The organism is Janthinobacterium sp. DSP2-3-3 (assembly GCF_049897325.1).
Classification (GTDB): Bacteria; Pseudomonadota; Gammaproteobacteria; order Burkholderiales; family Burkholderiaceae_D; genus Janthinobacterium.
This window is the reverse complement of the sequence record NZ_JAFCWA010000011.1, coordinates 39,092-51,468: the sequence shown is the minus strand read 5'-3', so window position 1 is coordinate 51,468 and position 12,377 is coordinate 39,092. Positions and strand designations below refer to the sequence as shown.

Below are 12,377 nucleotides of genomic sequence, written 5' to 3'. Positions count from 1 at the left end.
TGACAATAGTAAGCTGAATAAATTAAACGGATTTCAGGAACGCGCGTATGCCAGCGAGCAACATTTCAATGGCCATCGCCGTCAAAATCAAGCCCATCAGCCGTTCAAATGCCGTCATGACCCTTGGACCGAGCGCCCGCTGCAAGCGTTCGGCGCACAGGAAGACGGCCAGCCAGACCACTGCCACGGCCGTCAGCCCCGCCACGTGGGCGATGACTTCGTTCATTTCATGCGAGGAAAACAGTAGCACGGTCGCCAGTGCCGACGGGCCGGCCAGCGCAGGGATGGCCAGCGGCACGATAAACGGTTCGCCGCCCATCTCGTGGTCGCTATTGCCGGCGTTGGGCTGCGGAAACACCATGCGCATGGCGATCAGGAACAGGATCACGCCGCCGCCGATGCGCAGCGCTACTTCCGACAGTTGCAAGGCGTTCAGGAAATGGCGGCCGAAGAACATAAACAGCAGCAAGATGCCGAAGGCGATCATGCATTCGCGCACCACGACTTTCCAGCGCCGTTCGACCGGTACCCGTTTCAGGGCATTGACGAACAGGGAAACGTTGCCGAACGGGTCGGTGACGAGCAAGAGCAGGATAAAAGTCTGGAAGAAATTCTGTGTCATGGTGGCGTGAAATAAGGTCAACACCGCTGCCAGGATGGGCGCGGTGCGATAAGGCTTGCGATGATAACAAGCGCGGAGACTATCTCCCATGATTATTGATGCATAGCAGCATTTTTTTTACGCTGCGATGACTTTTGCCTGGTAAAACGCGGTCGGCGTGGTGCCGAAATGCTTCTTGAACATGGCGCTGAAGGCACTCTGGCTGGTGTAGCCATTGTCCATGGCAACATCGATGACCTTGCTGCCATGCGCCAATTGTTCCAGTGCCCGCAGCAGGCGCGCCTGCTGGCGCCACTGGCCAAAGCGCATGCCTGTCTGTTTCTGGAACAAACGGTGCAGGCTGCGCTCGGTGATCGCCAGTTCCTGCGCCCAGTGCGCCACCGTCTGCTGTTCGCCTGGTTGCGCCATCAGCCGCGCGCAGATGCCGCGCAGGCGCGCATCCACGGGTAACGGTAAATACAGGGGCAGCACGGGCAAGCTGTCGAGCTCGTGCAACAGCAATTGCAGCAGATGCCAGTCGCGGCTGCCTTCCGTGAAATCGGGCGCGATGTCGACGGCCGCCACGATCAATTGCCGCAGCAGGGGGCTGATGTCGAGCACGCAACTGTGGCGCGGCAGCAGGGGTGAGCTGGCGCAGTCGATGAAGACGGTGCGCATTTTCACGGCGCCGCTCATGCGCACCTGGTGCGCGATGCCGGGCTGCAGCCACACGCCGCGCGTGGGGGGCACCACCCAGCGCCCGCCTTGCGCCTCGATGGTCATCACGCCTTCGATGGCATACAGCAACTGTGCATGCGTGTGGCGGTGCACGGAAATCACGCGGCCATGCGCATAGTCGACGGCCAGCGCCATGGCGCGCGCCGTGACGGGCAGCAATTCCTGAAAGGCGGGGGAGGTGCAATCCATACAAATAAGGTCAGTTTTGCGATAGGTACAGACATCTTAGCGCGAGAAGGCGCGGCGCACCTGCGGCATGATGGTTCCCCCCGTAACTATTCCCGGAGCTACACATGCCTGTGCGCGCCTATCTGTATCCGTTTCTGGCCATGCTGCTGTGGGCCGGCAACGTCGTCGTGTCCAAGCTGGCCGCGTCCAGCATCGCCCCCACGGCCATCACCTTTTACCGCCTGGTGCTGGTCTTGCTGGTGATGACGCCGTTTATCGCGCGGCCCGTGTGGCGCAATCGCGCCGCCATCCGTCGCCAGTGGTGGCAGCTAGCCCTGTGCGGCGTGATGTCGATGGCGCTGTTCCAGAGCCTGTCCTACCGCGCCGCCGAATCGACGACGGCTACCAACATGGCCATCGTCACGGCACTGGCACCCCTGATGACGGCCCTGCTCAGCGTGCTGCTGCTGGGCGAGCGCCTGACGGTGGGCATGGCGGCCGGCGGCGTGCTGTCGTTCGGCGGCTTGCTGTACCTGGTGGGGCGCGGCGATGTGCTGGCCTTGCTGCAGCAGGGCGTGCACGCGGGTGATGCGCTGATGCTGCTCGCTTGCCTGGTGTTTGCCCTGTACGGCGTGCTGCTGCGCCGCTGGCGTTTATCCATTCCTGCCTGGCAATCCATTTATTGCCAGGCGCTGGCGGCCCTGGCTTGCATGCTGCCGCTGTTCCTGCTGCTGCCGCCCGGCAGCGCCAGGCTGGATGCCACCACCTTGCCGCTGATCGGCTATGCGGGCATTGGTTCATCCATCGTGCTGTCCTATCTGTGGATCGAAGGTGTCAAACTGCTGGGGCCGAACCGCTGCAGCATCTATGTCAACCTCTTGCCCCTGCTGACGGCCTTGCTGGCCATCGTCTGGCTGCACGAAAGCATGCATATTTATCACCTGGTCGGCGGCGGCATCTCGCTGCTGGGCGTGCTGCTGGCGCAGACGGTGCAGCGGCCCCTGTGGCGCCGGCGTCCTGGCGTGTCCGGTCTTGCCTGAACGGCCATGCATAATGGTGCTTTTCGGCAGTGGAGTTGGCATGCGGCAAACATTTTTGATGAGCACGATGGCGGCGCTGCTGGCGCTGGGCGCCTTGGCGCCGGCACAGGCGGCGCGTTTTTATGAAGGCGCACCCATGGCCACCGGCAGCGCCGTCGAGCGCCGCGATGGCGGCGTGGTGCTGGCCTTCCTGCGGGAAAATGGCGAGGTCAACGGCTACTATTGCCAGTGCAATGAAGGCAGCGAGAAGCGCATGAACCTGGATAAATACGGCAAGGCCAGCATCGAAGCCGTGTTCCAGCTTGACCTCGACAGCGAAGGCGAGACCACCTTGGTACTCAGCCGCAGTGCTAATGCCTATGGTTTGCATGCCTACCGCTACGAACGCAGCGGCGGCAAGATGTTCAAGGTGGCCACCTTGCAGCCCGCGCTGGACGCCATCGTGCGCGGTGCCGCCGCCATGGATGAAGCGCGGGTGCGCGCGGCGCTGGCGTCCCTGCAGCTGATCGATTACAGCATCGCGTACGCGCCCTCGGGCGTGGCCGAGTTCGACGCCATCGAGCATGCGCATGGCACCCTGGTCGGCTATTTCAATATCGATGGTGAGTTGTTGCCGGGCAAGCCAACGGAAGCGCCCGCGTTTGCCTATAAAAAAACCTTCCAGGAAAAGGAGGGCCATTTCCTTACCGTCACCTACTTGCTGGGCAAGGATAGGCAAGGGGGCCGCGTACCCAGTTACCACGTCAAGTGGATCACCTGGGAAACGCAGCCGCAGCGCTTTGCCGCCAGCCAGGATGGGCTATTCATCGAATACGAGGTGAACTGCTGCGTGGGCAGCGTGCTTGCCCGCGGCCAGTATGCGCAGGGCAAGCGTACCGGCGTATGGCATTACGAAGAGCCGAACACCATCCGCTCGTTTGGCGCCTTTGTCGACGACAGGGCAGAAGGGCCATGGACGTATGAAAGCGGCGATGAAACGACGACGGGCATGATGCAGCGAGGCCAGCGCACGGGCCGTTGGGAAGTGAGCCCGGGCGTGGCCGAATGGCGTGCAGCGGACATGCACAGTTTCACCGGTTATGACCATTTTGTGAAAGACCGCTTGAATGGACCCAGCGAGCGCCGCATCGATGGCGTGGTGCAATGGCAGGGACAGTATGTAAATGGCAAGAAGCAGGGTCAGTGGATCCAACCTGGCGGTGGCGGTAACTACGTCGATGACGTCAAGCAGGGGCCGTGGAAGAAGGCGACGCCGGACGGTGGCAGGCAAGTGCTGACCATGCTCGATGGCAAGCCCGATGGCAAGCTGGAGCAATATGCGGCCGATGGCCAGCTGCAACTGGTCGAGCATTACCGCCTGGGCGTGCTCGATGGCATGATGGAAAGTTTTTATCCGGATGGCAAGCGGCGTCACCAGGGTACCTTTGCCGACGGCAAGCGCGATGGCGCGGAAACCCTGTTTTATCCGGACGGCGAACTGCCGCAATTTCACCGCAACTGGAACAAGGGCGTGCTGCATGGCGTCAGCATTGAGAATTTCCAAAACGGCAAGCCCAGTCAGATCGGTGCCTACAATATGGGCAAGAAGGTGGGGCTGCATCAGTCTTTCCGCGACGATGGCCAGCTCATCGAAGAAACCGTCTATTAACATACCTGGCATTCCGGCGCGACCGCGCACGACAGCGGAATGCCAGTTCTGCGCAAAAAACATCATCCGCTTGTTACAAAGCGTGAAAATCCATGCTGGATGTTGCTACTGGTAATTTTTCCCTGTATCTTGCAGTTAGGAAATTAAAAGTACAGGAAACCTCAACCCTGTTGCCCTGTATTTCACTCCTGACGATGATGAGCGGGCCGCCTTCCCCCAGCCGCCAGTAACGCTCCGTCGACCGAATTTTGTCCTGAACAATTAAGAACTGTCCCGCCCATCTGGCGCTTGTGCTTCCGTCCGGCATGCGCAAGCATGGTTGCGCCCTTACCAAGGAAAATAGCATGCTGTCAAATATAACAATAAAAATGCGCCTGATTGCCACCATGAGTGTGCTGGGCTTGCTGATCGCCGTGTTGGGCGTCATGAGTATCATCAGCTTGAAATCGGCCAACAATACTCTCAACGAGGTCTACAGCAATCAGCTGGCATCGACGCAAGCCATCGGCGAGTCGCAAATTGCCCTGGGCCGTGCCCGTTTCACGATGGACCGCGTGATGGTGCACCCGGATGCGCCGGATGCCAAGGAGACTCTGGCACGCTCCGAGCAATTCCTGGAAGCGTCGAGCAAGTCCTGGAAGGCGTACCTGGCCTTGCCGCAAAACGCGGAAGAAAAGCGCCTGTCCGACGACATGGACAAGAAGCGTAGCGACTATATCAACAATGGCGTGCTGGCCATGGGCAAGGCTTTGCGCGAGAACAATATCGAGCAGGCGGACAAGCTGATGATGACGGGCCTTTCGCCCCTCTACCGCACGCTGGACCAGGCAGCCGAAACATTGACGCAATTCCAGGCCACCTCTGCCGCCGCAATGTATGCGGACAGCCAAGCCAGTTACCGCACGCAAGTGACCATGGCCATCATCGGCATGGTAGTGGGCGCCTTGCTGACCATTATTTCCAGCATCTTGCTGCTGCGCGCCATCTTCGGCCCGTTGGACCAGGCACTGCGCCATTTCGACGCCATTTCGGACGGCAACCTGGCCAATGACATCGTCATTACGCGTCACGATGAGATGGGCGCTTTGCTGACGGGCTTGCAGAAAATGCAGGAACGCCTGTCGACTACCGTGCGCGGCGTGCGCGACGGCAGTGGCGCCATCGCCACGGCCAGCAATGAAATCGCCTCGGGCAACCTGGACTTGTCCAGCCGCACGGAGCAGCAAGCCTCCAGCCTGGAAGAAACGGCTTCGTCGCTGGAAGAGCTGACCTCGACCGTCAAGCAGAATTCCGACAATGCGCGCCAGGCGAACCAGTTGGCCGTCTCCGCTTCGGACGTGGCCGTCAAGGGTGGCGCGCTGGTAGCGCAAGTGGTCGAGACCATGGGCACCATCAGCGAATCGTCGAAAAAGATCGCCGACATCATCGGCGTGATCGATGGCATCGCCTTCCAGACCAACATTCTGGCCCTGAACGCGGCCGTGGAAGCGGCGCGTGCCGGCGAGCAAGGCCGTGGCTTTGCCGTCGTCGCCACGGAAGTGCGCAACCTGGCGCACCGCTCGGCCAGCGCCGCCAAGGATATCAAGGTGCTCATCGAAGCGTCGGTACAGAACGTGGGCGCCGGCAGCACGCTGGTCAGCCAGACGGGCACGACGATGGACGAGATCGTTTCCAGCATCCGCCGCGTGACGGACATCATGGGCGAAATCAGCGCCGCCGGCCGTGAGCAGGAACTGGGCATCGGCCAGATCAATCAAGCCGTGGCGGAAATGGATACCGTGACGCAACAGAATGCGGCCCTGGTGGAAGAAGCGGCAGCCGCTTCGGAGTCGATGCAGGAGCAGGCGGCGGCGCTGGCCGAAATGGTCAGCATCTTCAAGCTCGACGCCAACCATAGCGGCCCGGCAGCACCCAAGCCTGCCTTGCGCAAGCCTGTCGTGGCCGCCGCCAGCACGGCCTTGAAACGCCCCGCATTGCGCCTGGCGCCGTCCCGCGCCGCGGCAGCACCTGTCGCTGCCGCAAAACCGCGTCCGGCCAAGCCCGCCGCGGATAACAGCGGCGAGTGGGAAGAGTTCTAAGTTACTGCGCTGGCAGGGTGGCCTTGCTGCCCTGTTCCTGCAGCAGCGCCGCCTCGGCCAAGGCTTGGGCGCGCGCTTCCTCTGCCGCTTGTTCCGCTTTTTCCAGCGCATCGTGGCGTGCCTGCAAGGCCGCCCGGGCGCGCACGAAGACGATCTTGATGGCCGCCATCACGGGTACGGACAGGAAGATGCCGACCACGCCACCCAGCTGGTCGCCGGCCAGCAAGCCGACGATGACCATCAGCGGACTCACTTCCACGCCTTCGCTCATCAAGTACGGGTTGACCACGTAATCCTGGAACAAACGGTAGGCGGCGATAAAGCCGATCAGCCAGAACACGTGCTCGAAGCCGCTGAAGCCGGCCACGACAACGGCGATGATGGCGGCCGCCAGCGGACCGGCAAACGGGATGAATTCCAGCAGGGCGGCGGCACCCGCCAGCAGCAGGCTGTACGGCACACCCATCAGGGAAAAGGCGATGCTGTAAGACACAAAAGTGGCGATCGACAATAGCAGCAGGGCGCGTACATAGCGCGACAGCAAGATGTCGAGGTCATCGATGATGGCGCCCCAGAGTTTCTTGTTCGGGCGGTTCAGCAAGGAGAGCAAGCCGTCGCGCATGTCCGGGCCTTCCTTGATCAGCAAAAAGCTCAGCACGGGCACCAGCACCAGATAGATCAGGTTGCTTGCCGCATGCATGACGGTCAAGCCCAGTTCTTTCGCCAGCGGCATGGCTTGTCCGGTACCGCTGCTCAGCTGTGTCTGCATGAATGACAGCAGGCGCGCACGCAAGGGTTCCATGAATTCCGGCAAAGGGATGCGCTCGGCAAAGTTGTTGCCTTTGAGCAGAGTCGGCAACTGATCGCTGAGCTTGATCGCTTCCTCCTCGATGCGCGCGCCGAAGATCGAGCCCAACACCGCCACCAGCAAAATCACCACCAGGAAGACGATGCCGATGGCGGCCGTGCGCGGCAGGCGCTTCGGTCCATACCGTTCCAGCAGTCCGATCAGCGGATACACGAGGTAGCTGAAGAAAATGGCAAAGACCACCACGATCAGGGTTGACGAGACCTTGTAGGTGAGAAATAGCAGGAAGGCGATCAGGAAAGCCGTCCACACCATCTTGGCAACGCGCAAGTTAAAACCGAACATATGAATTCCTTAGGGCAGGATGTTACGCAAGCGTGGCTGGCTTAACGGACTGGGTGGGCAAGGCAGGAATCGGGCAGCGCCGCACGGCCGGAAATCATACCGCAAAATGACAAAATGCCATGCTCCTGTGCGTAATGGCAATGCTTTCCCTTGTCCGAACTCCCCTCCGGCCTATTTTTCCCGCCAGCTGGCCACGGTGATGAACACGCCGTTTTCCTTGTCCGGCTCGCGCAAGGTCACCGTGTAGCGGCCGCTGGTATCGCTGCCGGTGAACACGACCTTGTCGTCATGCCCCTTCACTTGCGCGCCCTTGGCCAGTTTGGCGTAAGTGTTGAGCACCCAGTGGAAGTCGGCATAGCTGCGCAGGGTGATGCAGGCATCGGGCATGGGCTCGTCGCCCGCCTCGGCCGCTTCCGTGGGCGTGCGCATGGGCAAGCCGGCCAGGCCGGCCGGTGCGATGCGTTTGCCGCCGCTGAAACTGCTGTTGAGTTCCGCATTCGGCAGCAGCAGGTGCAGCAAGCTGGCGGGAAAGCCGGGTGGCACGTCGCGCGGCTCCCAGCCGGGCTGGCCGGGGCGGGTCGTGATGTATTCCACCGCAGCAATGCTTTGCCGCTGTGCCGGCGCAGCCTCTGCGGCACACCAGCAGCGGCGCGGCCATCTCGTCCTCTGCGCCCGCTGGCAAAAACAAGGTCAGCACGGCATGCGCGCGCCGCGATCTTAGCATTTCAGGAATAAATCGCTTTCTGCTAAGCTTGGCTATTGAATCACTGTCCCCCGTTGCCATGGCCCAGATCACCATTTCCTGCAGTATTCCCGTTGACGATGAGGTAGTCAGCGAGTTCTTGCACAAGTATGTGGTCCACTCGCGTCTCGGCGTGGCCAGGAAATTGCGCATGGGAGAGAAGGGCTGTTTCTATAGCTGCTCCTTGTATCAAGATGAGCACGCCAAGGTGAGCCGATTGATTCGCCGCATGCTGGCGTTCTTTGAAAGCAAGGACATTCCCTTGACTATCCTCAAGATCGGCGCCCAGGACAGCTGGGATGAGGTGGACTCCAAGCAGCGCGATCCCTGGAAGATTTCGCCGCAAGCCTTGCTGGCGCTGCTCGATGCCACGCCCGACGGCGATGTTCAGGCGGCGTTGAGCACGTAGCGGTTCTTGCCGCTTTTCTTGGCCTGGTATAGCGACTCATCGGCACGCCGGTAGCTGTGCGACAAGTCCGCTTCCTTGATCATTTCCGCCATGCCGATGCTGACGGACACCTTGCGTTCCGGCACGAAAGCTGCCTCGACGCTGTCAACCAGTTGCGCGGCAAAGGCGCAGGCCGCGTTCTTTTCGCCCAGGTAAATGACGGCAAACTCCTCGCCGCCCAGACGACCACATAGATGCTCGCCCGACAGCCCCGCGATCACTTCGGCGATTTTTTTCAGCACTTCGTCGCCCACGTCATGGCCGTACACGTCGTTGATTTGCTTGAAGTCATCGATGTCGATCATTAAAAAATACGCGGGCGTGTGCGCCGTACGCTGCAAGACGCGGGCGCTTTGGGTAAACATGCGTCGGTTGTTGAGCCCGGTCAAACCATCCTTGTAGGCCATCGTCGTCAGTTCGCGCTGGGCACGGTAGTTATGTATGCGCAAGACGAGAAAATAGATATTCAGCGCCAGGCCGATGATTACGCTGATGGTAACGGCCAGCACGGGCCAATGCTGGTCGGCCTGGCCCGCATGCACGGGAAACTGTCCCAGCCCCAGGATGGCCCACACGCCCAGCGATACGCCCAGGTAATAGGCGATGCCGCTAAAGATCGGCGCCGTCGTCAGGGTGATCATCACGCCCAGCGGCAATACCCAGAAAGCGGGGTCTTCCGTGCCCAACATCAGCACGCGAAAGCCGAAAGCAATGAACAGCACGCTGATGGTGCCGCTGACGATGATCGCTTGCAGCGACTTCGCATACTTGGTCAGCACCAGCCCGACCACCATGCCCGTCACGGCCATCGCGGCATGCGCATGTTCGAGTGAGGCGCGCGGCAAGGTGAGGCTGAACGTGACCAGCCAGCAGGCCAGGCCAAACGTCAGGATGGCTATTGAAATGAAATGCAGTTCCTTGAAAAAGCGCTGCTGCTGCTCCCGTTCTCCTGAAAAGAACAGGTAATACAAGGCAGGAGACAGGCTGCGCGAAGTGAACATGGCATTTGTCCAGGCAGACAACAAGCCTTGCGGCAGGGACGCCTCCCGGCAAAGGCAGGCGGCTTGGCGCGCGCACAAAATTAGTTGCGCTCAGGAACTAGTGTACTGGTTTCTCGGGGGGAATGGTGATCCTGGCGAGGAAATCGGCAGCTACTGTCCTGCCGCCGCCACATTATGAAGGAAGTGCGCTTATTGCTCGATCAACACAGCTATACCGAGGCCATGCTGCAAATCGTCTGGCGCAGCAAGACCAATCAGGATATCGCCGCCAGCATCGTCCGCGTCTTAACGCGATGTTGGACGGTAAGTTGGAACAAGTGTTGCAAACCTTTGGGGAAGTGCTGTGGCCGAAGGCGGCTTGATTACGGCAACATAAAATAAGGATTTCATTATTTCATTTTTCTCTTTAAGTTAAAATAATGCCTCCATTCATTTTAACTTCAGCGAACCTATGCAACGTGGACTCACGGGGAACTACACATCGACCATTGCCGGTGGTGTGGCGTGCCAGGCCTTTGTACCCTTGCCACTGCCACCCACGCCGGGATTGGACTTGAACGGCAAGCTGCAAAGCCGGCTGGACGAAGCCTTGATCGCACTGGGACGACTCGATGCCATCAGCACGCTCTTGCCCGATGCACGGCTGTTTCTGTACAGCTACGTGCGCAAGGAAGCCGTCATGTCTTCGCAAATTGAAGGCACGCAATCATCGCTTAGCGACCTGATGCTATATGAGATAGAAGGGCAGCCTGGCGTGCCGCTGGATGATGTGCAAGAGGTCTCGTGCTATGTCAAGGCGATGTCGCTGGGCGTGGAACGGATACGGCAAGGGCAGCCCATTAGTTTTCGATTGTTGACGGAAGTGCATCAAGTGCTGATGACGTCGGGCAGGGGCGTGCAGCGCAGCCCTGGCGAATTTCGTTGCAATCAGGTGTGGATCGGCGGCCATCGCGCCGACGAGGCAACGTTCGTGCCGCCGCCCGCTAACCAGCTCGCTGACTGCTGGGCGGCACTGGAAAACTTCATCAACGACGTGCCGCAGCCGACTGCCGCCATCATCAAGGCGGCATTGTCGCATGTGCAATTTGAAACCATCCATCCCTTCCTGGATGGCAATGGCCGCCTCGGCCGCATGTTGATACCGTTGATACTGATGGAAGCCCGTATTTTGCAGGAACCGCTGCTGTATCTTTCCGTGTTTTTCAAACAGCATCGTGAAACCTACTACAGCTTGCTGCAACAGGTACGCATCAGCGGCAACTGGGAAGCGTGGCTGCTGTTCTTTGCCGACGCCATCACCGCCACCGCCAATCAGGCCGTCAGCACGGCCCAGGCGCTGACGCAGTTGCTGGCGCAAGACAAGGCGCGGCTGGCGGAACTCGGGCGCTTGGCGGGGTCGGCCAGGAAAATCCTCGATGCGCTGTTTGCGCATCCCATCTTGAATATTGCTGCCTTGAGCAAGACCACCGGCTTGACCGCCGCGACGGTGGGCAAGGCTCTCGACGCCATGGCAGGTACGCTGGGCATGGTGCAGGAAGTGACTGGCCAAAAACGCAACCGCGTGTATGCCTATGGTGCTTACATCAACATTTTGAATCAGGAAACAAGCTACTGAACGACAACGATATTGTCCAGAAACTCTGGAACCCCAGCGATGTGCTGCGTGATGATGTATTGGCGCTGAGATTGCGCAGAGGTTTGAATGTCGGCATGGCTGAGATCGTGTCGTAATGGCGGACCTGACCCCGTCTCCTGTAATGGCGGACCTGACCCCGTCTCCTGACCCCGTCTCCTCGTAATTTACACGGAGTAGTCTTCAAGTTCCCGGATGGCTTTATTTCGAGCAGTTTGGCGATTCCTCATTGCAATAGCCATGAAATAATTGAATATTCCTTTGTAGTTGGACGGAAGGAATGCCAATATGAATACCATATAAAAAATAAAAATAAATCTTTGTTCTCGGATAGTTTCCTTTAGGTAATTTATTTTCTTTTCGTCTTTAAGAAGATTGCACATCAAATTTATATCATTGTTGTTTAACCCAGATCTTTTTTCTATGTCGGATTTGTTTTTTTCGCAGTTTTCTGTGCCAAAAGCAGGGAAATCATAAAATAGGGAAAATCTTTTTACAAATTGCGTATCGACCATTACCCACTTTTCACTTTTCTTTATTTGCAAAAATGCTTTATCGGGGATCGCAGCAATACCCAATGTTATAGAGAAGAGAAGGCAAAAAATTCCAAGCAGTATGAGCATGCCGACATACCATGTTTTAGGTATATTATTTTCAATAAGCTCTGGTTTTTCGAAATCAAAATAGCCTCCGCATCCAGCTATATCTCCAATATCTTCTTCGTTATTTTTGCTCCATTGCAATAGTGTCGAAATTTGAGAATGAAGCCGAATTGGAATGCCTGTTGTAAAGCGAAATTGCATAAGTGAGGATCGAGTGCTGAGAAATTTACTTATTTCTTTGTCACTGCATTTATTTTTTCCATCGGCGATTCTCCAAAGCATAGACATTAACGGATGGGTCGATTTTGTTCTGCGCCAAACTAGAAATATCAGCAGTACGGTTCCTAGTACCGCAGCAATGCCGCTGAATTTTGTTAGGTTCTCTATGCCTTGTAACGCGTCAAATGGTTCCATTAATGCTTAACCTAATTTAAGAAGTGCATTTTTAAATATTGCTATCCTAGCATTTAAAAATAAAAAAAGCCAACCCGCAGGGTTGGCTTTTGATGTTGTTTAATAAAACGT

Annotated in this window: 11 protein-coding genes; 5 read left to right on the top strand and 6 right to left on the bottom strand. The window is 58.2% G+C overall.

Going from position 1 to position 12,377, the window contains the following annotated elements; genetic code table 11:
* Nucleotides 1-22: 22 nt before the first annotated feature.
* Both ACP7DE_RS20855 and ACP7DE_RS20850 read right to left on the bottom strand, forming a co-directional pair.
* Nucleotides 23-622 carry a MarC family protein gene (locus ACP7DE_RS20855; protein ID WP_070302926.1) on the bottom strand — a complete coding sequence of 200 codons (600 nt, stop codon included), beginning with the start codon at nt 620-622 and terminating at the stop codon, nt 23-25.
* A 117-nt stretch (nt 623-739) separates the two neighbouring features.
* The gene (locus ACP7DE_RS20850) at nt 740-1,528 is read right to left on the bottom strand and encodes an AraC family transcriptional regulator (RefSeq protein WP_426073878.1); all 789 of its coding nucleotides are present in this window, start codon (nt 1,526-1,528) and stop codon (nt 740-742) included.
* 104 nt (nt 1,529-1,632) lie between these two features.
* On the opposite strand from ACP7DE_RS20850, the gene ACP7DE_RS20845 reads away from it, so the two are divergent.
* The 3 genes from ACP7DE_RS20845 to ACP7DE_RS20835 all read left to right on the top strand — a co-directional run bounded on the left by ACP7DE_RS20845 (nt 1,633) and on the right by ACP7DE_RS20835 (nt 6,273).
* A complete protein-coding gene (locus ACP7DE_RS20845) occupies nt 1,633-2,547 on the top strand; it encodes a DMT family transporter (RefSeq protein ID WP_426073876.1) in 915 nt (304 codons plus the stop codon).
* A gap of 40 nt (nt 2,548-2,587) precedes the next feature.
* Nucleotides 2,588-4,195, top strand: a complete 1,608-nt coding sequence (locus ACP7DE_RS20840) for a hypothetical protein (protein ID WP_426073875.1) — start codon at nt 2,588-2,590, stop codon at nt 4,193-4,195.
* Between the two features lie 344 nt (nt 4,196-4,539).
* Nucleotides 4,540-6,273: a methyl-accepting chemotaxis protein gene (locus tag ACP7DE_RS20835; protein ID WP_426073874.1), complete on the top strand. Its 1,734-nt coding sequence runs from the start codon at nt 4,540-4,542 to the stop codon at nt 6,271-6,273.
* 1 nt (nt 6,274) lies between these two features.
* On the opposite strand, the gene ACP7DE_RS20830 is transcribed toward ACP7DE_RS20835, so the two are convergent.
* Together ACP7DE_RS20830 and ACP7DE_RS20825 are read right to left on the bottom strand one after the other, a co-directional pair.
* Nucleotides 6,275-7,426 (bottom strand): AI-2E family transporter, encoded by a 1,152-nt coding sequence (locus ACP7DE_RS20830; RefSeq protein ID WP_426073873.1) that lies wholly within the window; start codon nt 7,424-7,426, stop codon nt 6,275-6,277.
* A 171-nt stretch (nt 7,427-7,597) separates the two neighbouring features.
* A complete protein-coding gene (locus ACP7DE_RS20825; protein ID WP_426073872.1) occupies nt 7,598-8,020 on the bottom strand; it encodes a hypothetical protein in 423 nt (140 codons plus the stop codon).
* 188 nt (nt 8,021-8,208) lie between these two features.
* Between ACP7DE_RS20825 and ACP7DE_RS20820 the strand changes: the two genes are divergently transcribed.
* A complete protein-coding gene (locus tag ACP7DE_RS20820; RefSeq protein ID WP_426073871.1) occupies nt 8,209-8,577 on the top strand; it encodes a hypothetical protein in 369 nt (122 codons plus the stop codon).
* On the opposite strand, the gene ACP7DE_RS20815 is transcribed toward ACP7DE_RS20820, so the two are convergent.
* Nucleotides 8,556-9,617: a GGDEF domain-containing protein gene (locus ACP7DE_RS20815; RefSeq protein ID WP_426073870.1), complete on the bottom strand. Its 1,062-nt coding sequence runs from the start codon at nt 9,615-9,617 to the stop codon at nt 8,556-8,558. The two genes, ACP7DE_RS20820 and ACP7DE_RS20815, sit on opposite strands and share 22 nt — an antisense overlap.
* Before the next feature lie 451 nt (nt 9,618-10,068).
* Here ACP7DE_RS20815 and ACP7DE_RS20810 point away from each other — a divergent pair, with 451 nt between their 5' ends.
* Nucleotides 10,069-11,232, top strand: a complete 1,164-nt coding sequence (locus ACP7DE_RS20810; protein ID WP_426073869.1) for a Fic family protein — start codon at nt 10,069-10,071, stop codon at nt 11,230-11,232.
* A gap of 185 nt (nt 11,233-11,417) precedes the next feature.
* Here the strand turns inward: ACP7DE_RS20810 and ACP7DE_RS20805 are convergent, their stop codons facing one another.
* On the bottom strand, nt 11,418-12,266 hold the full coding sequence (locus ACP7DE_RS20805) for a DUF6216 family protein (RefSeq protein ID WP_426073868.1): 849 nt from the start codon (nt 12,264-12,266) through the stop codon (nt 11,418-11,420).
* Nucleotides 12,267-12,377 lie beyond the last annotated feature (111 nt).